This is a genomic window from Nocardioides sp. PD653-B2 (genome assembly GCF_002117935.1).
Taxonomy (GTDB): domain Bacteria; phylum Actinomycetota; class Actinomycetes; order Propionibacteriales; family Nocardioidaceae; genus Nocardioides.
Genome location: NZ_BDJE01000002.1, coordinates 20,745 through 45,855, shown reverse-complemented (window position 1 = coordinate 45,855; position 25,111 = coordinate 20,745). Strand labels below are relative to the sequence as shown.

The 25,111-nt window shown below is 71.5% G+C and carries 29 protein-coding genes and 1 pseudogene; 19 read left to right on the top strand and 11 right to left on the bottom strand.

Annotated elements, in window-relative coordinates; translation table 11 throughout:
- Window positions 1–3: 3 nt before the first annotated feature.
- A complete protein-coding gene (locus PD653B2_RS00390; protein WP_133059039.1) occupies window positions 4–1,578 on the bottom strand; it encodes a GAF domain-containing protein in 1,575 nt (524 codons plus the stop codon).
- Between the two features lie 22 nt (window positions 1,579–1,600).
- Window positions 1,601–2,041: a pyridoxamine 5'-phosphate oxidase family protein gene (locus PD653B2_RS00385; RefSeq protein ID WP_165763265.1), complete on the bottom strand. Its 441-nt coding sequence runs from the start codon at window positions 2,039–2,041 to the stop codon at window positions 1,601–1,603.
- Window positions 2,042–2,181: 140 nt separating this feature from the next.
- Here PD653B2_RS00385 and PD653B2_RS00380 point away from each other — a divergent pair, with 140 nt between their 5' ends.
- The 3 genes from PD653B2_RS00380 to PD653B2_RS00370 are packed head-to-tail and all read left to right on the top strand — an operon-like array spanning window position 2,182 to window position 3,658.
- Window positions 2,182–3,033, top strand: coding sequence for a universal stress protein (locus PD653B2_RS00380; RefSeq protein ID WP_085870345.1), 852 nt, complete (start codon window positions 2,182–2,184; stop codon window positions 3,031–3,033).
- Between the two features lie 2 nt (window positions 3,034–3,035).
- Window positions 3,036–3,272 carry a CBS domain-containing protein gene (locus PD653B2_RS00375; protein ID WP_165763264.1) on the top strand — a complete coding sequence of 79 codons (237 nt, stop codon included), beginning with the start codon at window positions 3,036–3,038 and terminating at the stop codon, window positions 3,270–3,272.
- Window positions 3,269–3,658: a DUF1003 domain-containing protein gene (locus tag PD653B2_RS00370; RefSeq protein WP_085870343.1), complete on the top strand. Its 390-nt coding sequence runs from the start codon at window positions 3,269–3,271 to the stop codon at window positions 3,656–3,658. Before PD653B2_RS00375 ends, PD653B2_RS00370 begins: the two co-directional genes overlap by 4 nt.
- Here the strand turns inward: PD653B2_RS00370 and PD653B2_RS00365 are convergent.
- Window positions 3,609–4,157 (bottom strand): GNAT family N-acetyltransferase, encoded by a 549-nt coding sequence (locus PD653B2_RS00365; protein ID WP_207559449.1) that lies wholly within the window; start codon window positions 4,155–4,157, stop codon window positions 3,609–3,611. The genes PD653B2_RS00370 and PD653B2_RS00365 overlap by 50 nt on opposite strands.
- Entirely contained in the window at window positions 4,154–4,519 is a 366-nt protein-coding gene (locus tag PD653B2_RS00360) for a YchJ family protein (RefSeq protein WP_085870342.1), read from the bottom strand. Before PD653B2_RS00360 ends, PD653B2_RS00365 begins: the two co-directional genes overlap by 4 nt.
- Window positions 4,520–4,542: 23 nt before the next feature.
- On the opposite strand from PD653B2_RS00360, the gene PD653B2_RS00355 reads away from it, so the two are divergent.
- From PD653B2_RS00355 to PD653B2_RS00335, 5 genes are all read left to right on the top strand, one after another.
- Window positions 4,543–5,040, top strand: coding sequence for a hypothetical protein (locus PD653B2_RS00355; protein WP_133059040.1), 498 nt, complete (start codon window positions 4,543–4,545; stop codon window positions 5,038–5,040).
- Between the two features lie 33 nt (window positions 5,041–5,073).
- A complete protein-coding gene (locus PD653B2_RS00350; RefSeq protein WP_085870339.1) occupies window positions 5,074–6,462 on the top strand; it encodes a magnesium chelatase in 1,389 nt (462 codons plus the stop codon).
- A 69-nt stretch (window positions 6,463–6,531) separates the two neighbouring features.
- Window positions 6,532–8,553 (top strand): vWA domain-containing protein, encoded by a 2,022-nt coding sequence (locus tag PD653B2_RS00345; RefSeq protein ID WP_085870337.1) that lies wholly within the window; start codon window positions 6,532–6,534, stop codon window positions 8,551–8,553.
- A gap of 136 nt (window positions 8,554–8,689) precedes the next feature.
- Window positions 8,690–9,391 carry a hypothetical protein gene (locus tag PD653B2_RS00340; RefSeq protein WP_085870334.1) on the top strand — a complete coding sequence of 234 codons (702 nt, stop codon included), beginning with the start codon at window positions 8,690–8,692 and terminating at the stop codon, window positions 9,389–9,391.
- Window positions 9,392–9,414: 23 nt separating this feature from the next.
- A complete protein-coding gene (locus PD653B2_RS00335; RefSeq protein WP_085870332.1) occupies window positions 9,415–9,684 on the top strand; it encodes a CBU_0592 family membrane protein in 270 nt (89 codons plus the stop codon).
- Window positions 9,685–9,691: 7 nt separating this feature from the next.
- Here the strand turns inward: PD653B2_RS00335 and PD653B2_RS00330 are convergent, their stop codons facing one another.
- On the bottom strand, window positions 9,692–10,090 hold the full coding sequence (locus tag PD653B2_RS00330) for a DUF2695 domain-containing protein (protein ID WP_085870330.1): 399 nt from the start codon (window positions 10,088–10,090) through the stop codon (window positions 9,692–9,694).
- 79 nt (window positions 10,091–10,169) lie between these two features.
- Here PD653B2_RS00330 and PD653B2_RS00325 point away from each other — a divergent pair, with 79 nt between their 5' ends.
- Window positions 10,170–10,847 (top strand): hypothetical protein, encoded by a 678-nt coding sequence (locus tag PD653B2_RS00325; protein ID WP_207559450.1) that lies wholly within the window; start codon window positions 10,170–10,172, stop codon window positions 10,845–10,847.
- Here the strand turns inward: PD653B2_RS00325 and PD653B2_RS00320 are convergent.
- Entirely contained in the window at window positions 10,734–11,582 is an 849-nt protein-coding gene (locus PD653B2_RS00320; RefSeq protein ID WP_085870328.1) for a cobalamin-binding protein, read from the bottom strand. The two genes, PD653B2_RS00325 and PD653B2_RS00320, sit on opposite strands and share 114 nt — an antisense overlap.
- A 185-nt stretch (window positions 11,583–11,767) precedes the next feature.
- Between PD653B2_RS00320 and PD653B2_RS00315 the strand changes: the two genes are divergently transcribed.
- The 6 genes and pseudogenes from PD653B2_RS00315 to PD653B2_RS25470 all read left to right on the top strand — a co-directional run bounded on the left by PD653B2_RS00315 (window position 11,768) and on the right by PD653B2_RS25470 (window position 14,746).
- Window positions 11,768–12,550 (top strand): sulfite exporter TauE/SafE family protein, encoded by a 783-nt coding sequence (locus PD653B2_RS00315; RefSeq protein WP_085870326.1) that lies wholly within the window; start codon window positions 11,768–11,770, stop codon window positions 12,548–12,550.
- Window positions 12,547–13,176 (top strand): YigZ family protein, encoded by a 630-nt coding sequence (locus PD653B2_RS00310; protein WP_085870374.1) that lies wholly within the window; start codon window positions 12,547–12,549, stop codon window positions 13,174–13,176. The genes PD653B2_RS00315 and PD653B2_RS00310 overlap by 4 nt, the downstream gene beginning before the upstream one ends.
- The gene (locus tag PD653B2_RS00305; RefSeq protein WP_085870323.1) at window positions 13,173–13,487 is read left to right on the top strand and encodes a pyridoxamine 5'-phosphate oxidase family protein; all 315 of its coding nucleotides are present in this window, start codon (window positions 13,173–13,175) and stop codon (window positions 13,485–13,487) included. Before PD653B2_RS00310 ends, PD653B2_RS00305 begins: the two co-directional genes overlap by 4 nt.
- Window positions 13,488–13,495: 8 nt before the next feature.
- A pseudogene (locus tag PD653B2_RS25970) lies at window positions 13,496–13,807 on the top strand (VOC family protein); the annotation flags it as partial.
- A gap of 25 nt (window positions 13,808–13,832) precedes the next feature.
- Window positions 13,833–14,231: a VOC family protein gene (locus PD653B2_RS25475; protein ID WP_242665062.1), complete on the top strand. Its 399-nt coding sequence runs from the start codon at window positions 13,833–13,835 to the stop codon at window positions 14,229–14,231.
- Entirely contained in the window at window positions 14,228–14,746 is a 519-nt protein-coding gene (locus tag PD653B2_RS25470; RefSeq protein WP_085870321.1) for a DinB family protein, read from the top strand. The genes PD653B2_RS25475 and PD653B2_RS25470 overlap by 4 nt, the downstream gene beginning before the upstream one ends.
- Before the next feature lie 13 nt (window positions 14,747–14,759).
- Here the strand turns inward: PD653B2_RS25470 and PD653B2_RS00290 are convergent, their stop codons facing one another.
- Window positions 14,760–15,143 carry a VOC family protein gene (locus PD653B2_RS00290; RefSeq protein WP_085870373.1) on the bottom strand — a complete coding sequence of 128 codons (384 nt, stop codon included), beginning with the start codon at window positions 15,141–15,143 and terminating at the stop codon, window positions 14,760–14,762.
- 54 nt (window positions 15,144–15,197) lie between these two features.
- Window positions 15,198–16,535 (bottom strand): ABC1 kinase family protein, encoded by a 1,338-nt coding sequence (locus PD653B2_RS00285; RefSeq protein WP_085870319.1) that lies wholly within the window; start codon window positions 16,533–16,535, stop codon window positions 15,198–15,200.
- Window positions 16,536–16,631: 96 nt separating this feature from the next.
- Here PD653B2_RS00285 and PD653B2_RS00280 point away from each other — a divergent pair, with 96 nt between their 5' ends.
- Window positions 16,632–17,621, top strand: a complete 990-nt coding sequence (locus PD653B2_RS00280; protein WP_085870316.1) for an LLM class flavin-dependent oxidoreductase — start codon at window positions 16,632–16,634, stop codon at window positions 17,619–17,621.
- On the opposite strand, the gene PD653B2_RS00275 is transcribed toward PD653B2_RS00280, so the two are convergent.
- Together PD653B2_RS00275 and PD653B2_RS25465 are read right to left on the bottom strand one after the other, a co-directional pair.
- On the bottom strand, window positions 17,611–17,994 hold the full coding sequence (locus PD653B2_RS00275; RefSeq protein ID WP_345775734.1) for a YciI family protein: 384 nt from the start codon (window positions 17,992–17,994) through the stop codon (window positions 17,611–17,613). The two genes, PD653B2_RS00280 and PD653B2_RS00275, sit on opposite strands and share 11 nt — an antisense overlap.
- Before the next feature lie 171 nt (window positions 17,995–18,165).
- Window positions 18,166–18,354: a hypothetical protein gene (locus PD653B2_RS25465; RefSeq protein ID WP_242665061.1), complete on the bottom strand. Its 189-nt coding sequence runs from the start codon at window positions 18,352–18,354 to the stop codon at window positions 18,166–18,168.
- Window positions 18,355–18,530: 176 nt separating this feature from the next.
- On the opposite strand from PD653B2_RS25465, the gene PD653B2_RS00270 reads away from it, so the two are divergent.
- The gene (locus tag PD653B2_RS00270; RefSeq protein WP_085870314.1) at window positions 18,531–21,719 is read left to right on the top strand and encodes an FtsK/SpoIIIE domain-containing protein; all 3,189 of its coding nucleotides are present in this window, start codon (window positions 18,531–18,533) and stop codon (window positions 21,717–21,719) included.
- 116 nt (window positions 21,720–21,835) lie between these two features.
- Here the strand turns inward: PD653B2_RS00270 and msrA are convergent, their stop codons facing one another.
- On the bottom strand, window positions 21,836–22,480 hold the full coding sequence (gene msrA / locus PD653B2_RS00265) for a peptide-methionine (S)-S-oxide reductase MsrA (protein ID WP_085870312.1): 645 nt from the start codon (window positions 22,478–22,480) through the stop codon (window positions 21,836–21,838).
- Window positions 22,481–22,610: 130 nt separating this feature from the next.
- Here msrA and PD653B2_RS00260 point away from each other — a divergent pair, with 130 nt between their 5' ends.
- Together PD653B2_RS00260 and PD653B2_RS00255 are read left to right on the top strand one after the other, a co-directional pair.
- Window positions 22,611–23,774, top strand: coding sequence for a cystathionine gamma-synthase (locus PD653B2_RS00260; RefSeq protein WP_085870310.1), 1,164 nt, complete (start codon window positions 22,611–22,613; stop codon window positions 23,772–23,774).
- Window positions 23,761–25,104 carry a glutamate mutase L gene (locus PD653B2_RS00255; RefSeq protein WP_085870308.1) on the top strand — a complete coding sequence of 448 codons (1,344 nt, stop codon included), beginning with the start codon at window positions 23,761–23,763 and terminating at the stop codon, window positions 25,102–25,104. Before PD653B2_RS00260 ends, PD653B2_RS00255 begins: the two co-directional genes overlap by 14 nt.
- Window positions 25,105–25,111: the final 7 nt, after the last annotated feature.

Genomic DNA, 25,111 nt, shown 5'->3' with positions numbered 1-25,111 from the left:
GGGCTAGTCGCGCAGCGGCACCCGCCACACGAACGACGTGCCCCGCGGCTGCCGGGCGGTGATCTCCAGCGAGCCACCGAGGGCGAGCGCGCGCCGACGCGCGTTGCGCAGGCCGCTCTCGGGGTTGCCCTGCCCGATCCCCACGCCGTCGTCCAGCACGGTCAGCCGCACCTCGTGCTCGTCGACGGCCAGCTCGATCGCGCCGTGGTCGGCACCGGCGTGCCGGGCCAGGTTGGACAGCGCCTCGCGCAGCACCGGCAGCAGCTGCTCCCGGACGTCCGCGGGGATGGCGGTGTCGACCGGCCCGATCGTGCGCACGGCCGGGCTGAACTTGAGCAGCGGTGAGTACTCCCGGGCCAGCTGGCGCAGGTCGGCGCGCAGGGACGGGCCGCGATCTCGGCGCTGCAGCTCGAAGATCGTGCCGCGGATGTCCTTGATGGTCAGGTCCAGGGCCTCCACGGCCTGGTCGATGCGAGCTGCCACGGCCGGGTCGTTCGTGAGGGAGCCGGCCCCCTGCAGCTGGAGCCCGGTGGCGAACAGCCGTTGGATGACCTGGTCGTGCAGGTCCCGGGCGATTCGCTCCCGGTCGGAGGTCACCGCGAGCTCGGCCCGGTCCTCGATGGCCTGGGCGCGGTCGAGGGCCAGGCCCGCCTGGTCGGCGAACGACGCCAGCAGGGCGCGCTCCTCGTACGTCGGCGGGGTCGTCCCGCTCTCGAAGAGCACCACCAGGAGACCGCCCGGGACGAGGTGGGTGCGCAGCGGCACCAGCGTCGCGGTGAAGTCGCCGAGAACGGCGTCGGCCGGCGCCTCCTCCACGTCGGGCCACGGCTGGTCGTGGAGCGCGGTCAACGCCGCCACGACGGTCGCGAGCGTCCCCGGGTCCGCGGCGATCGTGTGGACCGGCATGCCGTGGTCGAGCCGCAGCACGGCGGCCGCGCTGGCCCGCGACATCGACCGGGCCGCGCGGGCGAACTCCTGCAAGGCCTGGTCCACCTCGATCGGGGGCTGCAAGGCCTCCGACAGGTCGGCCGACGACTCCAGCCACTGCCTCCGGCGCTCGCTCAGGCCGTAGGCGCGGGCGTTGTCGATCACGAAGCCCGCGGTGCTCGCGAGGGCCTCGACCAGGAGCTGGTCCTGCTTCGTGAAGGACCGCCCGCCGGCCTTCTCCGTCAGGTAGAGGTTGCCGAAGACGGTGCCCCGGATCCGGACCGGCACGCCCAGGAAGGTCTCCATCGGCGGGTGGTTCGGCGGGAAGCCCACGGCGCGCGGGTGCTGGGTCAGGTCGTCGAGCCGGATCGGCTCCGGGTGGTGGATGAGGAGGCCGAGGATGCCGCGACCGTGCGGCAGGTCGCCGATCCGCGTCCGTTCGTCCTCCGTGAGCCCGGTGGTGACGAACTCGACGAGGAAGGCGTCGTTGCCGATCACACCCAGGGCGCCGTACCTGGCGTCGGTGAGGTGGGTCGCTGCCTTCACGATCCGCTCGAGCACGGAGTGGAGCTCGAGGTCCGACGAGATCGCGGTAACGGCATCGAGCAGCGCCCGGGTGGACGTGGGCAACGTGTTCTCGTCTCCGGGCACGCGCACAGTGTGTCGCAGTCGATCAGAGCGTGCGCCGGACCGGGAGCGTCGAGGCGAGGTCGTCGACGGCGCCCACGCTGCGGCCGCTGATCTCGGTCCACCGCAGCCGCAGGTACAGGCCGCGCTGGCCTCCGGCCCACGGGCGCGGCTCCCAGGTCTCCCGGACGTGCGCGACCTCCGCCGCGTCGGTCAGGACCTCGGCCCGCCCCCGGGCGACGACGCTCCACCCGGTGTGCCGTTCGTAGTCGAAGGTGTCCACCTCGAACGCCAGCAGGCTGTCGCGACCGTGGGTCCCGAGCACGCTGTAGGGCGAGGTGCGCAGGATGACGGCGCCGTCCACGACCGAGTAGTTGACCGGGATGATGTGGGGGCCGTCGGGTGCGGAGAGCGCCACCCGACCCGCCACCCCCGCGCTCAGCAGGCGAGCACACTCCTCGGGACTCAGGTCGGTGGGGTCCTTCACGGGTGCTCCTCGGGTGTCGTGCTGGGCTGCGTACCCCCTCATCGTCGGTGGGTCGACGACTCGGCAGGCAGGGCCGATGGTCCTGAGATCCGGGGCCTTCGGCGCTACTGGCCGGGCCGGTTCGCAGGCAGCGTGAACCCATGGAGACCACAGTGATTCCGTCGGGGACCGTCGTCGTCGGCATCGACGGCTCGCCCTCCGCCGACCGTGCCCTCGGGTGGGCGATCAGCCAGGCGGTCCGCGCGAGCCGGCAGCTGACCCTCGCGCACGGCATCGACCCCGACGGCCTGGTCTGGCTCGACCCCACCGGGGTCGACCGACAGAGCGTCCTGGAGACGATCCGCGGCGACGGGCGTGACCTGGTCGCCCGTGCCCGGGCCCGGGTCGCCGAGGTGGCGCCCGACCTCCCCGTGCACGAGCTGATCCGGATGGCGGACCCCCGGGTCATGCTGCTCGAGCTCTCGGAGCGGGCGGACCTCGTCGTCCTCGGCTCTCGCGGTCGCGGACCGGTGTCCAGCCTCCTCCTCGGGTCCGTCGGGGTCGGCGTCTCGAAGCACGCCGCCTGCCCCGTGGTCGTCGTACGACCGGGCAACCGCGCCGTGGTGCGCAACGGCGTGATCGTCGGAGCCGACGGCAGCGAGCGTTCCCTGGGGACGGTCGAGTTCGCCTACCGGCAGGCATCGCTCCAGCGCCTGCCGCTGACGATCCTGCACAGCTACTGGGACACCCACATCGAGGACGACGCCCGCCGGGCCCTCGCGGAGGCGATCAGCGGCCTCGCCGAGAAGTTCCCCGACGTCCGGGCGCGCACCGAGCTGGTCCGCGGCCTCCCGGACGACGCCCTGGTGCGCGCGTCGCACCGCATGGACCTCGTGGTCGTCGGCGCCCACCACGGCGGCCGTTGGTCGACCCTCGTCAACGGCTCGGTGTCGGCGTCGGTCGTCGAGCACGCAGCGTGCCCGGTCGCCGTGGTCCCGGCCGAGGAGCGGTGACCGTGGCCGCCGAGCCGTTGGTCGGGCCGTCGGTCGGGCCGTCGGTCGGGCCGGAGGACGACCTCGCGCGCGCCGCCGAGGTGATGCTCGAGGCGATGGTCGAGTCCGTGCCGGTCGTCGATGCCGCCGGGCGCCTGGTCGGCGTGATCACCTGGTCGGACGTCGTCGCCCGGGCGACGGGTCGAGACCTGCGGTTCCGGGGCGCACCGGAGCGAGATCCGAGGAGAACCGGGACATGACCGACGTTGCGACACCCCCTGTCCACCACCCCGCCGTCGCCCACGAGCTCGCCCGCGCCGGGCATGCGCAGCTCCGGATCGCCGACCTCATCACCCGGTTCGCCGGCTCGATGCCCTTCGTCTACGTGCACGTCGTGGTGTTCGCGACCTGGATGCTGGTCTTCGAGCGCAGCCCCTGGCCGACCCTCACCCTGATCGTGTCGCTCGAGGCGATCTTCCTGTCGACGTTCGTGATGATCGGGCAGAACCGCCAGGCGGCGTTCCAGCAGCTCAAGGCCGACCACGACTTCGTCGCCCAGGAGAAGGAGCTGCACGTCAACACCGACCTCACCCGGATCATCGAGCGGCTGGTGCGCGAGATCCACGAGACCGTCCGCAACGACTAGGGGGCAGCGTCATCAGCACCAGGGCCGGGAAGTCCTCGGCGAGCCACACCGGGCGGACCTCGCCGACCTCCTGCCAGCCGCGGTGCCGGTAGACCTCGACCGCTCGTGCGTGGACCGGCACCACGTCGAGGACGGGCTGTCTGCCGCTCGCACGGATCCAGGCCACGGCCGTGTCGTGCAGACGCCCGCCGATGCCGGTGCCGATCACCTCGGTGGCGACGAAGAGCACGGCCAGCTCGGCGACCTCGTCGGTGCCGACGGCCTCGGTGAAGGCAGCGCGCAGCGGGCCGCGGAGCTCGTGGACCGCGACGTGACCGACGACCCGGCCGTCCAGGTCGGCCACCCAGGCCCGCTCCTCGCCGGGGCGCACGAGGAAGTCCTGGACCGGGATCGGGAGCGGCCAGCGGAGGGGGTACTGGGTGGCGGCCTGCTGCTCGGCGAGCACCTCGGCGAGCGCCGCCACGTCCTCGGCACGGCGCTCACGGATCGTGACGCTCATCGCGAGTCGCCGTCGACGTAGACCCACCGGCCGCCGCGCTGCTCGAAGCGGCTGCGCTCGTGGAGCTCGCCCGGCCGCCCGTCCCGGTCGTACGACGCCACGAACTCCACCAGGTCGCCGTCCGCGGCCACGACCTCGAGGCCGGTCCACGTGAGCGCCGGGTCGGGGGAGAGGTCGTCCGGCCGGGTCCGGGGGTGCCAGGTGCGGAAGACGTAGTCGGTGTCACCGACGGCGTACGCCGCGTAGCGCGAGCGCATCAGCTGCTCCGGTGTCTCGGCGAGGGCCGCGCCACGGTGCAGCCGGCCGCAGCACCCGTCGTACGGCGTGCCGGAGCCGCAGGGGCAGGACGGTCGCAGAGCCACACCCGGACCCTACGATGCTGGGCATGACCGACGACCAGGAGCGGATCGAAGCCCTCCGCACGGAGCTGCGGGAGATCCGCGAGGCTCAGGAGGCGGCCCGGCAGGTCCTGCACCGCCTCGACACCTCGCGGGAGAGCCTCAGCAGCGCCAGGAGCTGGGGCACCTACGACACGTGGTTCGGTGGTGGCCTGTTCTCGAGCTGGATCAAGCACGACCGGATCGACGACGCCGACCAGTCGATGCGCCAGGTCGACAGCGCGCTCGGCCAGCTGCGCAAGGAGCTCGCGGACATCGGGGTCGACGGGGTCGGCGAGGTGGGGATCGGCGACCTGAACCGGACGCTCGACGTGTGGTTCGACAACATCTTCTCGGACGCCATGTCCCAGTCGCGGATCAAGGACGCGGCGCGCCGGGTCGAGGCGGTCGGCACCTCCCTGGTCCGGCTGCAGGGTGAGCTCGAGCGGCGGAGGGCGGCGGTCGAGCAGGAGCTGGCGCGGCGGACGGCCGAAACCCAGCCGTGACCCCGGTGTTGAGTCGCTGAGTAGCGTGTGGGAGTGACCTCGGCTCCTTCCATCAAGACGGTCGGCGAGCTCCGCGCCTCCGGCCACCAGCAGCAGACGCTCCGCGAGGAGATCCGCGCCAACCTGCTCGCCGCGCTCCGCGAGGGACGTGATCCCTGGCCCGGGCTGCACGGCTTCGAGAGCACCGTGATCCCGCAGCTCGAGCGGGCGCTGATCGCCGGGCACGACATCGTGCTGCTCGGCGAGCGCGGTCAGGGCAAGACCCGGCTGCTGCGCACCCTGGCCGGGCTGCTGGACGAGTGGACGCCGGTCATCGACGGGTCCGAGCTCGGCGAGCACCCCTACGAGCCGATCACCCACGTGTCGCAGCGGCGCGCGGCCGAGCTCGGCGACGAGCTGCGGGTGGCATGGCGACACCGCGAGGAGCGGTACGCCGAGAAGCTGGCCACCCCGGACACCTCCGTCGCGGACCTGATCGGCGACGTGGACCCGATGAAGGTCGCCGAGGGCCGCTCGCTGGGTGACCCCGAGACCATCCACTTCGGGCTGATCCCGCGCAGTCACCGCGGCATCGTCGCGATCAACGAGCTGCCGGACCTCGCCGAGCGGATCCAGGTCGCGATGCTCAACGTGATGGAGGAGCGCGACATCCAGATCCGCGGCTACGTGCTGCGACTGCCGCTCGACGTGCTCGTGGTCGCGAGCGCCAACCCGGAGGACTACACCAACCGCGGCCGGATCATCACGCCGCTCAAGGACCGCTTCGGCGCCGAGATCCGCACGCACTACCCGACCGAGCTCGTCGACGAGGTCGCGGTGATCCGTCAGGAGGCCCACCTGGTCGCCGACGTGCCCGACCACCTCATCGAGATCCTGGCCCGCTTCACCCGCGCCCTGCGTGAGTCGACGGCGGTCGACCAGCGCTCGGGCGTCTCCGCCCGGTTCGCGATCGCGGGCGCCGAGACCATCGCCGCGGCCGCGCTGCACCGCGCGACCGCGCAGGGCGAGGACGAGGCGGTCGCCCGCGTCGTCGACCTCGAGACCGCGGTCGACGTGCTCGGCGGCAAGATCGAGTTCGAGAGCGGTGAGGAGGGCCGGGAGACCGAGATCCTCGAGCACCTGCTGCGCACCTCCGTCGCGGAGGTCGTGCGGGGGACCTTCCGCGGCCTCGACTTCGCCCTGCTCGTCGACGCGATCGAGAGCGGGGCGATGGTCACCACCGGTGAGCAGGTGACCGCGCGCGACTTCCTCACCGGGCTGCCGGTGCTGGGGGAGTCGGAGCTGTACGACGACATCTGCGACCGGCTCGACGCCACCAACGACGGACAGCGTGCCGGTGCCATCGAGCTCGCCCTCGAGGGTCTGTACCTGGCCCGCAAGGTCGGCAAGGACACCGACGGGTCCGAGACCGTCTATGGGTGAGCTCACCCCTCGCAACCGCGCGAGGGCAGCGCTGCGCGCCGAGACCGCGCGCTTCCGCGGGGACCCCGGATGACCCGCCGACCCGTTTCTCGGTTCCGGCGGTACGAGGGCGGCGACCCGCTCGCACCGCCCGTCGACATCGCCGAGGCTCTCGACGCCATCGGCGAGGACGTGATGGCGGGCTACTCGCCCGAGCGCGCGATGCGGGAGTTCCTGCGCCGCGGCGGTCGCGACCAGGCCGGTCTCGACGAGCTCGCCCGCCAGGTGGCCGAGCGGCGTCGCGACCTGCTCCAGCGCCACCACCTCGACGGGACCCTCCAGGAGATCAAGGAGCTGCTCGACCACGCGCTGCTCGAGGAGCGCAAGCAGCTGGCCCGCGACGCGATGATGGACGACGGCGACCGGGCCTTCCGCGAGATGCAGCTGGAGAACCTCCCCTCCTCGCCGGCGGCCGCGGTGAGCGAGCTCTCGTCGTACGACTGGCAGAGCCGTGAGGCGCGCGCGGACTACGAGAAGATCAAGGACCTGCTCGGTCGGGAGCTGCTCGACCAGCGCTTCGCCGGGATGAAGCAAGCGCTCGAGAACGCCACCGACGAGGACCGGGCGGCCGTCAACGAGATGCTCCAGGACCTCAACCAGCTGTTGGAGAAGCACCACCGCGGCGAGGACACCGACGAGGACTTCTCCGAGTTCATGGACAAGCACGGGGACTTCTTCCCGGAGAACCCGCAGGACATCGACGAGCTCCTCGACTCGCTCGCCCAGCGCGCGGCCGCGGCCCAGCGGATGCGCAACTCGATGACCCAGGAGCAGCGCGACGAGCTCGACGCCCTGGCCGCGCAGGCATTCGGGTCACCCGAGCTGATGCAGTCGCTCGCGCAGCTCGACGCCAACCTCCAGTCGCTGCGCCCCGGCGAGGACTGGGGCGGCTCGGAGCGGATGGATGGCCAGGAGGGGCTCGGGCTGGGCGACGGCACCGGCGTCTTCCAGGACCTCGCCGACCTCGACGAGCTGTCCGACCAGCTCTCGCAGTCGTACGGCGGCGCGCGCATGGACGACCTCGACCTCGACAAGCTCGCGCGCCAGCTCGGCGACGACGCGGCGGTCGACGCCCGTACCTTGCAACAGCTGGAGAAGGCGCTGCGCGACTCCGGCACCCTCAAGCGCGGCTCCGACGGCCAGCTCAAGCTCACCCCGAAGGCGATGCGCCAGCTCGGCAAGGCGCTGCTGCGCGACGTCGCCGAGCGGATGTCGGGCCGCCAGGGCAACCGCGACCTGCAGCGGGCCGGCGCGGCCGGTGACCTGTCCGGCGCCACCCGCGCGTGGGCCTTCGGCGACACCGAGCCGTGGGACGTCTCGCGCACCATGCTCAACGGCGTCGTCCGACGTGCCGGTGATCCGGGCGGTCCCGCCCTCGACATCCGCGACGTCGAGGTGCAGGAGACCGAGGCGCGCACCCAGGCCTGCGTCGCGCTGCTCGTCGACACGTCGTTCTCGATGGCGATGGACGGCCGCTGGGTGCCGATGAAGCGCACCGCGCTGGCGCTGCACACGCTGATCAAGTCGCGCTTCCGCGGCGACGACCTCCAGCTGATCGGCTTCGGCCGGCACGCCGAGGTGATGGAGATCGAGCACCTCACCGGCCTCGACGCGATGTGGGACAAGGGCACCAACCTCCACCACGCGCTGCTGCTGGCCAACCGGCACTTCCGCAAGCACCCCAACGCCCAGCCGGTGCTGCTGATCGTCACCGACGGCGAGCCGACCTCCCACCTCGAGCCCGACGGCGAGGTGTACTTCTCCTACCCGCCGCACCCGCTGACCGTCGCGTACGCCGTCCGCGAGCTCGACAACGCCGGTCGCCTCGGCGCGCAGACGACGTTCTTCCGCCTCGGCGACGACCCGGGCCTGGCCCGCTTCATCGACTCGATGGCCAAGCGGGTCGACGGCCGGGTGGTCGCGCCGGAGCTCGACGACCTCGGAGCCGCCGTCGTCGGCTCCTACCTGGGCTCGCGTCGCGGGTCGGCCGGTGGCTCCGGTGGCGGGTACGGCGACTGGTTCGGCGGCCGGGGGTTCTGGGTCGGCGACTGAGGTGCGGGTTTCACCGGGCGCCCGGTGAAACCCGCACGACACGCCGGGGGAGTACGGCGTGTCGTGCGGGTTTCGGCGGGCAGGTTCGCCGCTTGTCGCATGGTTCCGTCGCCTCGTCCGGGGGAAGCGTGCGGGCGTGAGCGTGTTCCGGAAGCGGCCTCCCACCGAGGAGGACCGGGCGCGCCAGGACCTGGACGATCTGCGTGAGATCGCGGACGACACCCTCGAGCGCCTGGTCGTCTCCCGCCTGGTGGCGACCAGCGAGCTGCCGATGGAGCTGCATCCGACGGCGCCGACGTTCGGGTACGGGCTGGTCGCCGTGATCGCCGTGCGGATCCGGGTGGGCCGGACGGTGATCCCACCCGAGTCGGTGTGGGAGCAGCGCGGCGGTGTCGACCGCTGGCGGGACGTCGCCCTGCGCAACCTCGCCGCCCTGTTCGACGACCCGGAGACGGAGTACCGCCGGGTGCCGTTCCACGGGGCGGCGGGCACCTCGACGTTCCTGGGGCAGTCGAGGTTCGTCGCGAGCCTCGCCCTGGTGTTCGACGACCTGATGCGCCACCTGCAGGTGGAGGACCGGGGCTCCGGCTTCCTCGTCGCGATACCCCGGGACCAGCAGATCATCTGGCGGGTGATCGAGGGGAACGAGTCCCTGGAGCTCGTCCAGCGCCTGGTCGCTGTCACCTACGACTTCTACCGGGAGGCGGGCGACCGACGGGTCAGCCCGCTGACCTTCTGGGTCCGCGCCGGCACCTGGGAGCCGCTGGCCCGACGGGGGAACGGCGAGATCCTGATCGTGCTGCCGCCCGAGCTCGTGGTGGCGCTGGGCCTCGAGTGAGTGTCCTGCGGCAGGATGACGGCGTGGATCTGACCGTCGTGCTCGTCAATGTCATCGGCTGGCTCGGGATGGCGCTGCTGATCAGCGCCTACGCCCTGGTCACGGCGTCCAGGATCCACGCGACCGGGCTGGCCTTCCAGCTGATGAACCTCTTCGGCGGTGGCTTCCTCATGGTCAACTCCGCCTGGTACGGCGCGTGGCCGTCGGCCGCCCTCAACCTCGTCTGGGTCTGCATCGGCACCGTCGGGCTGGTCCGCGCCGCCGTCCGGCGACCCGACCCCGCGTCCGGCTGACCGCAGCTCACCAGTCGTCGTGTCGCGTCCGGCGTTGCCAGTTGGCGCACGGCCTGGTCGAGGTGCGGCCCACGCCGGCACAGACCGGTGGCTCGTCGGGCGCCTCGAGCTCGTCGGTGGCGAGGTTGCGGACGAGGAGGTGGCGCGCCATCCGGTAGCCGTTGAGGAAGATCTCGCAGTCGCAGAAGCCGCCCACCTCGCCGAGCCGGCGCTCGAGGCCGGTCGCCGTGGGGGAGCTGAGGTCGCGGAAGCGCTGGGCCCAGCGCAGCGTGGTGTCGCAGCCGTGTGCCGCGAGCATCCGTGCGACGTAGCAGGCGAGGCACTCCCGCGGAGCGGGCTCGTGCCGCGGGTCGGCCAGGATCTGCAGGTAGCGCTCGGCCTCGTCGGCGATGGAGCTCTCGGTCATGCGTCCTGTCTATCGCCGGCCGCCGACATCGGGACCAACGACCCTTCCACCGTCGGACGACGCGTCGCACGGTGGAGATGTGGAGACCGTCGAGATCCAGCTCTTCTGGCTGCCCCTGGGCGCGGGCGGCCGGTCGGTGCGCTGGAACGGGCGCGTCTTCGAGGCGCTCGCCGTCCGGCACGAGCGCCGTCCGGCCCAGGACCTCTACCACTCGGCGCTCGCCGTGCGACTGGGCGACGAGCGGCTCGTCATCGAGATGGCGCCGGCGTGGAGCCGGGCGGCCGCGGACCGGGGGGTCGTGCGCACGGGGCCGGTCGGGCTGCGTTGGCTCGGCCGCTCGGTGCTGTTCCGCTACGAGGTCCGGCTCTGGCGCGACGGGGTCATCCCCGACGTCGACGAGGCGGTGGGCGCCCCGACGTACGTCGACACCGACCCGGCGCGGACCCGGCGCCTGCTCGCGGCGGTGCCCGTGGTGCCCGCCCCCACCTGGGGCCGTGACGAGCTCGGCCTGGGAGAGATGTGGAACTCCAACTCGCTCGTCTCGTGGCTGATCGCGACCAGCGGTCACGACGTCGCCCGTCTGCATCCGCCGTCCGCCGGCCGGGCACCCGGGTGGGACGCCGGGCTGGAGCTCGCGAACCGGTCAGGCCGGGTGCAGGATCGCGGCCAGCTCCTCGACGCCGTCGACCAGCCGGGTGCCGGGGCGGGCCCAGGCGGCGTTGGCGTCCACGGCGTGGACCGGGACGCCGGGCGGTAGGACGCCCGAGGCCACCAGCGCGTCCGCGAGCGACTGGGCGCCGGCCAGGTCGTAGCCGCACGGGGCGCACACGATGAGGTCGGGCTCCGCCTCGTGCACCGACTCCCAGAGCACCCGCTCCGACTTCGCACCGGGCTTGCCCAGCAGTGGCAGGCCGCCGGCGGCGGCGATCATCTCCGGCACCCAGTGGCCCGGGGCGTACGGCGGGTCGGTCCACTCGAGCAGCATCACCCGGGGCCGGTCGAGCCCCTCGACCCGGGCACGCACGGCCTCCAGCCGGGCCCGCAGCGAGGAGACGAGGTCGACGGCGGCCGACCGGTGCCCGGTCGCCTCGCCCAGGGTCACGATCGAGGCGAAGACCTCGTCGAGGGTGTGCGGGTCGATGGTCAGCACCTCGGCCGTGCAGCCCAGGTGCGCGAGGGCGTCATCGACCACGGAGACGTCGACCGCGCAGACGGCGCACAGGTCCTGGGTCACGACGAGGTCGGCGTCCAGCCCGGCCAGCGCGTCGGCCGACAGGTGGTAGAGGTCCTCGCCGGCGGCCATCGCGCCGACGACGTACGCGTCGATCTCCGCGGGCGTGAGGCCTGACGGCATCGCCGAGGTCGACACGATCTGCCGGGTCCGCGCCTCGGCGGGGTGGTCGCACTCGAAGGTCACGCCCACGACGTCGTCCCCCGCGCCGATGGCGAAGAGGATCTCGGTGGTGGACGGGAGCAACGACACGATCCGCACGTCCCGACCCTAGGCTGTGCCGCCCGGATCGCTGCGGTCGGACCGACGACGTGGTCCGGCCGGAGATCCGCCAGGTCGACCGCCTCTGGTTGCCCCCGCTCGTGGCCCGCTCGAGGTCGGCGGGGACGGGACTCGGAGTGTCGATACGCTCGCTGCGCTCGCTACTCGACCACCGAGAGGGAAATGTGGATGACCCGACCGCGACCGTGCTGGTCCTTCTCGGCCTCGCGGGGTTGGCCGCCGGCTTCGTCGACGCGGTCGTCGGGGGCGGCGGGCTGATCCAGCTGCCCGCGCTGCTTCTCGGCCTCCCCAACGCCGGGACCGTCCAGGTGCTGGCGACCAACAAGGTCGCCGCCATCTCGGGGACGACGGTGAGCGCCGCGACGTACTACCGCCGGATCCGCCCGGACCCCAGGACGTTCCTGCCGCTGATGCTCTTCGCGTTCGCCGGGTCGGCGGCGGGCGCGCTCGTGGCCAGCCAGATCCCGCGCGACGCGTTCGAGCCGATCGTGCTGGTCGCCCTGGTGGTCGTCGGCGGTTACGTGGTCTTCAAGCCGCAGCTCGGTCAGGCCACGGCGCTGCGGTTCTCCGGACACCGGCACACCACCGCTGCGATGGGCACCGGCCTGGCGATCGGCTTCTACGACGGGGCGCTCGGGCCAGGCACGGGCAGCTTCTTCGTGATCTCGCTGGTCGGGCTGATGGGCTACAGCTTCCTGGAGGCGTCGGCCAAGGCCAAGCTCGCCAACGGGGCCACCAACCTCGCCGCGATCTGCATCTTCCTCCCGCAGGGGGCCGTGCTCTGGAAGGTCGCGATCGTGATGGGCGTCTGCAACATCGTCGGCGGCTACCTCGGGGCGCGGACCGCGGTGTCGCGCGGCACGACGTTCGTGCGGATCTTCTTCATCGTGGTCGTCTCGGCGTTCATCGTCCGGATCGGCGGCGACGTGCTCGGGCTGTGGTCATGAGCAGCTACCTCACGATCGCGCGCGACGGCGAGGCCGAGATCGAGGTCAAGCGCTCACGCTTCCTCTGCACCCTCGAGCGTGTCGACGGCGAGGCGGAGGCCCGGGCCGCGGTCGAGCAGCTCCGCAAGGTGCACTGGGACGCGCGGCACCACTGCTCCGCCTTCAGGATCCACGACGGCACCGTCGAGCGGTCCTCCGACGACGGGGAGCCGGCCGGCACCGCGGGGGCCCCGATGCTCGAGGTGCTCCGGGGAGCCGGGGTGAGCGACGTCGTCGCGGTCGTCACGCGGTGGTTCGGCGGGACCCTCCTCGGCGCCGGCGGCCTGGTACGCGCGTACGGCGACGCCGTGCGCGCAGCCCTCGACGAGGCCGGGACGCTGCGCCGATCCCTCGTGCGCGAGCACCTCCTCGCGCTCGACCACGCCGACGCCGGCCGGATCGAGAGCGAGCTGCGCTCGCGCGGGATCGCGGTGCTCGACACGACGTACGCCGCCGGTGTCCGGCTCACTCTCGGCGTGACACCCGCGGACGAGCCGCGCCTCGCCGCGCTGCTGGCCGAGCTCACCGGCGGCACCGCGGAAACCCAGGTGGTGGGAGAGCGCTGGGTCGATAGCCTCACCCCATGAGCGCTCTCGTCGACCTCGCCGACCTCCCCGCGCAGCTCGCCGAGTTCGGCCGCGGCTACCTGCTCACCTCGAAGGACGGCGTGGTCAAGGCGGTCTCGGCGCGGGCCCGGCCCGAGGACGACGGGCTGCGGGTCCCCACGCCGGGTCGCGGCTCGGTCGCCAACGTCGCCGCGAACCCCACGGTCACGCTGCTCTTCCCCCCGCTGACGGAGTCCGGCATGTCGCTGCTCGTCGACGGCACCGCCGTGGTCGAGGGCGACGACGTCGTGATCACGCCGACGGGCGCCGTCCTGCACAAGGCGGTGGCATAGTCACCCCGATGACGACGACGCCGTACTGGGTCAGCGCCTTCCTCGACCTGCCGCCCGACGGCTTCGAGCGCGGGGTCGAGTTCTGGCAGGGCGTCACCGGCTTCACGCTGTCGCCGACGCGCGGCCTCGACGGCGAGTTCGCCACCCTGGTGCCGCCCGACGGCGACGACTACCTGCGCGTGCAGCGACTGGCCGACGGTCCCGGCCGGATCCACCTCGACCTCCACGTCGACCACCCGGTGGTCGCCGCGGAGGCGGCGGTCGAGCTCGGCGCCCACGTGCTGGTGCGGCACGAGTCGGGCTACGTCGTGGTCCGCTCGCCCGGGGGGCTTCACGTTCTGCTTCGTGCGCCACGAGGCGTCGGTGCGCCCGCGGCCGGCGACCTGGCCCGACGGCACCCGGTCCCAGGTCGACCAGGTCTGCCTCGACCTGCCGCCGCAGGTGTACGACGCCGAGCTCGCGTTCTGGCAGCACCTCACCGGCTGGGACCTCCGGTCGCTCGAGGAGCCCGAGTTCGCGCGGCTGCTGCCGCCCGACGGCCTCCCGCTGCGCTGGCTGGTCCAGCGACTCGCCGACCCCGGCGACCAGGTGAGCGCCCACCTCGACCTCGCCTGCGACGACCGCGACGCCGAGACCGCGCGCCACGTGGGGCTCGGTGCCCGCGTGGTCCGGGTGCACGACGACTGGACCGTGCTGACCGACCCGGTCGGGACGCCGTACTGCATCACGGACCGGGCCCCATGAGCGTCGACCGCGTCGCCCCGCCCCTCGACGGCGACGAGCGCGCCACCCTGCTGGGCTTCCTCGGCTACCACCGCGACACCCTGCGGCTGAAGGTCGCCGGTCTCACCGGCGCCCAGCTCGACCAGACGCTCGCACCGTCGACGATGACGCTCGGCGGGATGGTCAAGCACCTCGCGTTCGTCGAGCACTGGTGGTTCCGGTGCATCCTCCTGGGCGAGGACTACGGCGAGCCGTGGGCGTCCGTCGACTGGGAGGCCGACGCCGACTGGGACTGGCACAGCGCCGTCGACGACACCCCCGAGGAGCTGCTCGCCCTGCTCGCGGCCGAGATCGCGGAGTCGGACCGGATCGTCCACGCCGCGGCCGGCCTCGACCAGCTCTCCGTCCGGAGCGGCCGCACCGGCGCGCCGTTCTCGCTGCGCTGGATCCTCACCCACCTGGTGGAGGAGTACGCGCGCCACAACGGCCACGCCGACCTGATCCGCGAGTCGATCGACGGCACCGTCGGGGAGTGACCCCGCCCCTCTCTCAGAGCGGCTGGTGCAGGCAGAGGATGTTGCCGTCGGGGTCGAGGAACCACGCCGCCTTCACCGCGCCGTCGTCGAAGACGTGGTCGACCGTCGCGAAGCCCGGCAGGTCGTAGTCCTCGAACGTCACCCCGCGCGACGTCAGGTCGGCGATCTCGGACGCGATGTCGGACACCTCGAAGCTGAGCGCCGTGTTGGGCGAGGGATGCACCTCCGGGAAGGGGCGCAACGCCAGGTGGTTGCCGCCGGCGATGCGGAACCTGAGCTCGCCGGCAGGGCTCGTGCCGTCGTAGGGAAGCCCGAGCCGCTTCTCGTAGAACTCCTGGGCGCGCGTGGTGTCCCCGACGGGGAGCATCACCGCGACCGCGTTGTCGGTCAGTGACATGGGCACCTCCTGGTCCACCCTCAGGGTGCCCCCGGCCGCCGACGCGCGCAATCGTCAGAGCGGGTCGGCGAAGCCCGGCAGCCAGTCGGTGAGGATCTGGCGGAACGGCACCTCCGCGCCCAGCTGGCTCAGGATGCCGACGGCGCCCAGCCAGGTGCGGTGGATGAGCAGGTACGACGGGGGCAGGTTGATCTTGAGGGCCAGCGTGTACGCCGGGTCGCGCGGGTTGTTGACCCGTTGGAACTGCGACTGCATCCACTCCCGCGAGAACTGGAACCGCTCGGCCTGCGTCGGCTCCACGAACGGCGACAGGTAGTCGAGGAGCAGCGCCGGGTCGATGGTCACGCGGTCCTTGATGAAGCCCTCCTCGCGCAGTCCGGCGAGCAACGTCTGGTCGTCCTCGATGGCGGCGATCCGGATCAGCGAGCCCATCGCCAGGGGGAGGGCGCCCTCGGGCAGACGGGCGACGGCGCCGAAGTCGAGGACGCCCATCGGGCCGGGGCTCCCGTCCTCGGTGGGCAGGATCCGGAAGTTCCCCGGGTGCGGGTCGGCGTGCAGCATCCCGGTGCGCGCCGGGCCCTCGACGAGGAACCGGACGAAGAGCTCGCCGTAGTGGTCGCGCTCCTCCTGCGTGCCGGACGCGATGACCGCGGCCAGCGACGACGTCGACTCCATCCACTCGGTGATCAGCGTCGTGTCGCCGGCGGCGACGACGTCCGGCACCACGAAGTCCGGGTCGTCGCGGAACGCCGCGGCGAAGGTGCGCTGGGCCTCGGCCTCGAGCCGGTAGTCCAGCTCCTCCTCGGTGCGTGCCTGCATCTCCGCGATCAGCGGCTTGACGTCGATCCCGGGGACCAGGCTGCCCATCGTCCGGGCCAGCCGGGAGAGCTGGCGCAGGTCGGAGCGCAGCGCGTCGCCCGCGCCGGGGTACTGCACCTTCACGGCGACCTCGCGCCCGTCGTGCCACCGGCCCCGGTGCACCTGGCCGATGGACGCGGCCGCGGTCGGGCCCCCGTCGAGCCAGACCAGCTGCTCCTTCCAGTCGGGTCCCAGGTCGCGGGCCAGCGCGTCGCGGACCTCCTGGGTCGGCATCGGGGGAGCGGAGTCCTGCAGCCTGGTCAGCTGCTCGCGGTAGGGGCCGGCGATCTCCTCGGGCAGGGCGGCCTCGAGCACCGACAGCGCCTGTCCGAACTTCATCGCCCCGCCCTTGAGCTCGCCCAGGGTGCGGAAGAGCTGCTCCGCGGTGCGCTGCTGGATGTCGGACATCACGGCCTCGGCGGACTGGCCGCCGATCCGCCTGCCGAGGCCGAGCGCGCTGCGCCCGGCGTACCCCAGGGGCAGGGCGGCCAGCCTGGCCGTCCGGGCGGCTGCCTTGCGGGGGAGCTCGGTCACGTCACCAGTCTCCCCGACGCATCCAACGAGCCTCATCGGGATGGACTCCGCGGCCGCGGGTGTTGTCCAGATGACCGACTCCTCCGGAAGGACCACATGCGCATCCCGCTCTCCATCCTCGACCTCGCCCCGATCACCCGCGGCCAGAGCGTCGGCGACAGCATCTCGGCCAGCGTCGCCCTCGCCCAGCGCGCGGAGGAGGACGGCTACCGCCGGGTCTGGTACGCCGAGCACCACAACATGGACCGCATCGCCTCGTCGGCGACCAGCGTGCTGATCTCCCACGTCGGGGCGCAGACCTCGACCATCCGGCTCGGCGCCGGCGGGGTGATGCTGCCCAACCACGCGCCGCTCACGATCGCCGAGCAGTTCGGCACCCTCGAGGCGATGTACCCCGGCCGGATCGACCTGGGGCTGGGCCGGGCGCCCGGCTCGGACCAGAACACCATGTACGCGCTGCGCCGCGACCCGCAGTCGTCCGAGCGGTTCCCGCAGGACGTGCTCGAGCTGCAGGCCTACCTGGCGGGCGACACCCGGGTGCCCGGCGTCAACGCGATCCCCGGCAAGGGGTCCCACGTGCCGCTCTACATCCTCGGCTCGTCGCTGTTCGGCGCGCAGCTGGCCGCGGCGCTCGGCCTGCCGTACGCGTTCGCCAGCCACTTCGCCCCGCAGGCGCTCGAAGCCGCGGTCGCGACGTACCGGCGCGAGTTCAAGCCCTCCGAGCAGCTCGACGCGCCGTACGTCATCGCCGGTGTCAACGTGGTCGCCGCCGACACGACCGCCCAGGCGCAGGAGAGCTTCGACGCCGCACGCCGGACCTTCGCGGTCGGCCTCTTCGGCCGCGGGCAGGACCTCACCGACGAGCAGGCCGACGAGCTGCTGCGGCAGGGCGCCGGCCAGCACGTCGACCAGATGCTGGTCTACGCCGCGGTCGGCACCCCCCCGGAGGTGGCGGCCTACCTGGAGGGCTTCCGCGACAAGGTCGGGGCCGACGAGCTGATCACCGCCCACCAGGCACGCTCGTCGGAGGACCGGCTGCGGTCGGTCACGCTGACCGCCGAGGCGATGGAGCCCGTCAGGGCGTAGGGGCGATGTCGGGGACCTGCCCGAACCGCCGGACCTCGTGGGGCCAGCCACAGCCCTCCGCGATCCTGCCCGCCCACATCTTCGCGCTCTCGTCGTCGGGCACGTCCACGACGGCGAAGCCACCGAGGAGCTCCTTGGACTCGACGAACGGCCCGTCGGTGACCAGCACCTCGCCTCCGGTGGGGTCGGCGCTGTAGACCGGGCCGCCCTCCTCGAGCCCGCCGGCGAAGACGTAGACGCCGGCCTCCTTCATCTCGTCCACCACCGCCATCGCGGGCTGCACGCGCCCGCGGAACCACTCCTCGGAGTGGTCGCCGACCCACTGCTGGTTGAAGTAGAGGAGGTACTGCGGCATGTCGGCTCCCTTGCTCACGCGGACTCGTTGTCCGTCTCTACCCACGCTACGAACGGGCAGCGGTGGGCACGACAGGTATCGCAGAAAGTTTCCGGGCGCCTGCGTGCCCGGTGTGCTCCGTCGCGACGCACCCGCAGGAGAGAACGACGATGGGCCCCACGCTCAGCGTGGGGCCCATCGTGCGAGGGGTCAGGCGGTCGCGGGGAACTTCACTCCGGTGTTGGAGTGGCAGCGGTAGCCGAACGGGTTCTTCGCGAGGTACTGCTGATTGTTGTGCACGTAGTAGCCGCCGCGATCGGAAGCCGGTTCAGACGTCCAACTCGCCGAGATCCAGCCGTCCTCGTCTTGTACGCGACAGGTCATGGCAAGGCCCGCCATCTAAGCCGGTCTTCAGAATGAGTTTCGGTAGTCCCACTGACCTCGCGCGAGAGCTCTCGTGTCTTGGAGGACCCCACGCTAGTCTTCGGCGTGCCGGATCCGATCGATAGCGGACGACCGCGTCGGATCACGACGATGCCGGTATATCCGGTGGTCCTCCTTGGTTAGGAGATGGCGTGGTCGGTGACTTCAGCATCTGGACGGAACTAGGGTTCACCGGCAACCCCTACGACCAGCGCTACCTCCCGGGCAGCGAGGAGGGCGTCGCGCTCTTCCACGGGCGGGTGTCCGAGCGTCGTCGCGTACAACTGGGCCTGGGCTCGGGTGGATCCCACGTCTTGATCGTGGGAGAGGCCGGAGTCGGCAAGACCAGCCTGGCACAGGTCGCTGCCTTCGACATGTTCCGGCGTGGACGCGCCGCCGGCGCCGGAACACTCTTCGTTCCGATCGCGGCCCCGATGCAACTCAAGGACGACCCGTATGACTTCGAGCTAGACGTATGGCGCAATATCGCCAGCGCCTTGATTTCGAATCGTCGTGACATCGAACTCGCGGGACTCCAGCCTCCCGACCTCCACGGACTCAGCGATTGGCTGAGTGCTCCGACCACTCTCACGTCGGGGTCGGCTACCGCCCTCGGCTTCGGCGGTGGTGGCGCACGTGCGCTGAACACGACCACAGCCTTTGGGGAGAGCGGATTTGTAGCCCTTGTCCGCCAGGCGCTTGTGACGCTCTTCCCGTCAACGGCGTCGGGTGGGGTGATCTGCATCCTCGACAACCTCGAACTCAGCGGGTCTGCAGACGCTGCCCGCAGCGCGTTGGAGGCCTTGCGGAGCACATTGTTTGAGGTCCCTGCCATCCGCTGGGTGTTCATCGGGTCACGAGGAGTCGCCAGTGGTCTGCGCTCGCGGCGGCTGAGCGGCTTCATCGACCAGCCCGTCAGGCTTGAACCCCTCACTGTTGAGGAGAGCGTGGAGTCGATTCGCCGGCGGTTGGACTATTGGGGGACCACCAATGCTCACCCTCCGGTCCAGCCGGAGGACTTCCGATACCTATACCGGACACTCGGACTCAACCTGCGCGATTCTCTAAACGTGGCCCAGCAGTTCGCGCAGTTCTATTTTGGTGAGTTCATCGGCACCGACGTGGCGACGCCTACCGACGAGGAGAGGCCGCTCTACTTTCAAGCGTGGCTCGGCGAACGGGCTGACGAGGTCCTCGCCGAGGCACCGCCCGAGGACTCGGAGTCCTGGCTTGTCTTCGACCAGGTTCGCGACGGTGGCGGCACCCTAGGCGTGGCCTTCGACGATCTCCAGACGCGCCGCCACATGCAGTCGCTGGTGCAGGCCAATCTTCTGGTCGAGGAGCCCGACCCCGAGTCGACTGACTGGACAATGCTGACAATCACCGCGAACGGCTGGCTCGCGGCCTTCGCGCGTGCACGTGTCGAGGCCGTCCGCCGCGTTCCGACGGGTTCCCCGGAAGCCGATCACGGTCCGAAGCTAGCCGAGCGGCGTCCCGACACAGGCCCACCGCAATCGGCGCGCCTCGTGGATCTGCTCGGCCCCGGGTGGCCCTCTGTGGACGCCGTTGAGGGTCGCTGGCGTACCGGACTGTCGTCCACGGCCGCTGTGATCGGCACGACTCCTGTTGGCCCTTTCACCCTGGATCTTCGCAAAGACGGCCCGCACGCCCTTGTTGCCGGAACAACGGGCTCGGGGAAGTCGCAACTGCTCCAGACCTTGGTGTTGTCCTTAGCGAGCGTCAATCGGCCCGACCAGATCACGTTCCTGCTTGTGGATTACAAAGGCGGGTCCGCGTTCCAGGACTGCGTGGTGCTGCCACACACGGTAGGACTGCTAACGGACATCGATCGACATGCGAGTAGTCGCATCTTGACGTCCCTTGGGGCCGAGCTCGTTCGCCGGGAGCAGATACTTGCTGACGCGCAGGCCAAGGACATCGAGGACTACGGCCGTCTCCAATCGCTCAACGCGAACTTGGATGCCATGCCTCGCCTCGTCATCGTCATCGACGAGTTCGCCAGCCTTATGGCGGAGGTCCCTGAGGTCGTGTCTGGCCTCGTTGCCGTCGCGTCCAGAGGACGGTCACTCGGGATCCACCTTGTGCTGGGCACACAGCGGCCCGCCGGGGCGTTGTCACCTGAGATCCTTGCCAACACCAATATCCGGATCGCGCTCCGCCTTTCGACTGTGGAAGACAGCGTCGACGTCATCGGCGTGCCAGACGCATCCCACGTCTCAAGCACGGCTCCGGGGCGAGGTTTCGCTCGTCTTGGCCACAGTGGACTCATCGGGATCCAGATCGCCCGACTCAACAACGGGGAATCTGGCGGCGTCGATGAGTTCGACGGTGGTGGCCCGAGTGATGACCGACAGATCGTTCGCGCGATCAACGAGGCATACGACAAGCTGGCGCTGGAGCGACCCAGGCGTCCGGTCCTGCCATCGCTGGCTTCCGTGGTGCTCTTGGGCGACCTATTGCCGCGCACGCCCACGAGGTCGACCATCCCACCCGTTCCATTCGCTCTAGAGGACCTCCCTTCACTCCAGCGGCAACGCGTGGCGACGATCGACCTCGACAACTTCTCCACGCTCGCTATCGTGGGTAGCGCCCGGACGGGGCGGTCTACGGCGCTAGTGACGGTTGCCGCGGCCGTCGCCCGGTCCACGAGTCCAGCGGACGTGCACCTCTACGTCTTCGATGGTGGGGCCGGATCGCTGCTGGCTATGAGCGGCCTGCCGCACTGCGGCGCGGTAGTCACCCGCGGCGAGCACGCCCGCGCACGTCAACTGCTAAACCGCCTGTCCAAAGAGCTCGACACCCGTCGGCGCCGATTGGCATCGGGCCGCTTCGCCACTATCCGCGAGCAACGCTCGGCCATGAGCGCCGCGGACCGGATGCCGCACATTCTCGTGCTCGTGGACCGCTGGAAGGATGTGTGCGGTGGCATCGGCCAGTCCGATGACGCCGGCGCCAATGCCGAGACGCTCATGCGGCTGCTGCGTGAAGGTCCTGCCGTCGGGATCTACTCGATCGTCACCGGCGGCCAGGACCTTCTCGCGAGCGCCATGCGTGCTGTCGTCGGCGATTACATCGCTCTGCCTTTGGCTGACCGCGCCGCCTACCGCCAGCTCGGGCTGGATCCCAACGACCTTCCGGAGGACGCCCCACCCGGCCGAGGCTTTCGCTCGATCTCCGGCATCGAACTGCAGATCGCTTCGCTCTCCGCCGACCCGGATCGGCGAGCTCAAAGCGACCGCCTACGCGAGATCGCGGTGGACCTTGCCGAGCAATACGCTGATACTGATCCGACCCTGTTGCCGACGTACCGGGACGTCTGAGCAAGTTGATCCGGGATATCGGCGACATCGCGGTCGAGCAATGCCAGCGTCGAGCCAGTGCTAGGTGCTAAGGCGAACGCGAGCCTGACGGGCAGCCGAGCCGTCATCGGTGCGGGTCATGAGGTCGCCGGGAACCTGACCCCGGTGTTCGAGTGGCATCTGTAACCATTTACGTGCTTAGCCAGGTACTGCTGGTGGTGGTCCTCGGCGTAGTAGTACGTCGGGGCCTCCCGCACCTCGGTGGTGATGTCGCCCAGGCGGCGGCGGGCGAGCTCGTCGCCGTACACCCGGGTGAGCTCACGGGCGGTCTGCTCCTGCTCGGGGGTGGTGAAATAGATCGCCGAGCGGTACTGCGTGCCGATGTCGTTGCCCTGGCGGTAGCCCTGGGTCGGGTCGTGGACCTCGAAGAACTTCTTCACGAGGTCGGCGTACGAGACGACGGAGGGGTCGAAGACGATCCGGACGGCCTCGGTGTGGTTGGTCGCACCGGAGCAGACCTCCTCGTACGACGGGTGCGGCGTGGTGCCGCCGGCGTACCCGACGGAGGTCGACCAGACCCCCGGCAGCTGCCAGTAGATCTCCTCGGCGCCCCAGAAGCAGCCGAGACCGAAGAAGGCCACCTCGTAGCCCTCGGGCACCTCGTCGGTGACGAGAGGCGCGTCGAGCACGCGGTGCTTCTCGGAGAGCGGGAAGTTGCGCTCGCTGCGACCCTTCAGGGTCTGCTCGGGGGCGACCATCTGGGCCTTGCGGGTGAGGAACACGGGTTCTCCTTCGTTCGGAGGGACGTTGCACAGTCTCCAACACCGCCGGTGAGCGTGGCGTTCCCGTGGCCGGGCCGCTGGGGAGTCGCCCGCATCACCCGTCGCCTCGTACCCCGATAGCCTCGACGCCATGAGCGCTCAGCAGCACAGGAACAAGGCCGGCTTCGAGACGCGTGCGATCCACGCGGGGTACGAGCCCGACGCGGCGACCGGCGCGGTGATCCCGCCCATCTACGCGACCAGCACCTACAAGCAGGACGGGGTCGGTGGCCTGCGCGGCGGCTACGAGTACAGCCGCTCGGCGAACCCGACCCGCACCGCCCTCGAGGGCAACATCGCGGCCCTGGAGGAGGGCGAGCGCGGCTTCGCGTTCGCCTCCGGCCTGGCCGCCGAGGACACCCTGGTCCGCGCCCTGTGCCGGCCGGGCGACCACGTGGTGATCCCGGACGACGCGTACGGCGGCACGTTCCGCCTCTTCGACAAGGTCGAGCAGGTCTGGGGCCTCGGGCACAGCCCGGCGCCGGTCTCCGACGTCGACCGCGTCGCCGCGGCGATCCGGCCCGGGGAGACGAAGCTCGTCTGGGTCGAGACGCCGACCAACCCGCTCCTCAACATCGGCGACATCGAGGCCCTCGCGGCGGTCACCCACGACGCGGGTGCGCTGCTCGTCGTCGACAACACGTTCGCGTCGCCGTACCTCCAGCAGCCGCTCACCCTCGGCGCCGACGTGGTCGTCCACTCGACCACGAAGTACTGCGGCGGCCACTCCGACGTGGTCGGCGGCGCCCTCGTCGTCAAGGACCTCGACCTCGCCGAGAAGCTGACCTTCCACCAGAACGCCATCGGCGCCGTGGCCGGGCCGTTCGACGCCTGGCTCACCCTGCGCGGGCTCAAGACGCTGGCGCTGCGGATGGAGCGGCACTGCGACAACGCCGAGAGGGTCGTCGACTTCCTGACGTCGCACCCGGCCGTCGGTGACGTGATCTACCCGGGCCTCGAGACGCACCCCGGCCACGAGGTCGCGCAGCGCCAGATGAGGCGCTTCGGCGGCATGGTGTCCTTCCGGGTCAACGGCGGCGAGTCGCAGGCACTGGCCGTCTGCGAGCGCACCGAGGTCTTCACGCTCGGCGAGTCCCTCGGCGGGGTCGAGTCGCTGATCGAGCACCCGGGCCGGATGACCCACGCCAGCGTCGCCGGCACCGACCTCGAGGTCCCGAGCGACCTGGTCCGGCTCAGCGTGGGCATCGAGACCGCGGACGACCTCATCGCGGACCTCGAACGTGCCCTCGACTGACGCAGTCTGCGTCGACTTCGGCTCCACGTTCACCAAGGCCGCCCTGGTCGACCTGACCACCGGCCGGATCGTCGCCTCCGCGTCCCACCCGACGACGATCCCGGGGTCCGACGGCAGGGGCGACGTCCTCGACGGGTACGACGCGTGCCTCGCCGAGCTGGTCCGCCAGGACCCCCGCGCGGCCGGCGCCGAGGTGCTGGCCTGTTCGAGCGCCGGCGGCGGGCTGCGGATCGCGGTCGTCGGCAACGAGGAGCTGGTCACCGCCGAGGCCGGTCGCCGGGTCGCGTTGAGCAGCGGCGGCAAGGTCGTCTCGGTCGTCGCGGTGGCCTCCGGCGGCGACGTCGCCCGGTTGGGCGGCCCCGACGTGGTGCTGCTGACCGGCGGCACCGACGGAGGCAACAGCGAGGTGCTGCTGCAGGCCGCGCGTGACCTCGTCGAGTCCGGCTGGACCGGCTCCGTCGTGGTCGCCGGCAACGTCGAGGCGCGGGCCGAGGTCGGTGCGATCCTCGGCGACGTGCCGCACGTGCTCGCCGACAACGTCGTCCCCACGATCGGCGTGCTCGCGCCCGAGTCCGCCCGCGCCGCCATCCGGGAGGTGTTCCTGGCCCACGTGATCGGCGGCAAACACCTCAGTGCGCGCGCCGAATTCACGACGATGGTGCGCGGCGCGACGCCGGACGTCGTGCTGACCGGTGTCGAGCTGCTCGCCCGGGGTGGCGGCGACGTCGTCGTCGTCGACGTCGGGGGAGCGACGACCGACGTGCACTCGGTGGTCGAGCTCGACCCCGACTCGATCGGCCGCGAGGTCGTCGCCACGACCCGGGTCACCCGTACGGTCGAGGGCGACCTCGGCATGCGCTGGTCGGCGGTGAGCACGGTCGAGGCCGCGGATCTCCCCGAGCTGGCGGAGGCCGCTCGTCGCCGTCACGAGGACCCGGCGTACCTCCCCGAGGACGACGCCGAGCGGGACGCCGACGAGGCGATCGCGCGGGCGGCCGTGGGGCTCGCGCTGCGCCGGCACGCCGGCCGGTCGAAGGTCGTCGTCAGTCCGGAGGGACGGGTCGTCGAGCGCACCGGCAAGGACCTGCGCGAGGTCGACCTGCTCGTCGGGTCGGGCGGCGTGCTGCGCAACGGCCGCCCCGGGGTCGCCGAACGGGTGCTCGCCGGCAGCACCGGCGCGGACGTCGAGGGCGGCTGGCAGCTGCCGCGCCGCCCGCTGGTCGTCGTCGACACCGACTACGTGCTGGCGGCCGCCGGTCTGCTCGCCGCCGAGCACCCCGAGGCGGCGTACCGGCTGGCGCTGACCCTGGTCGACGGGCCCGCTGTATAGCCTGTCC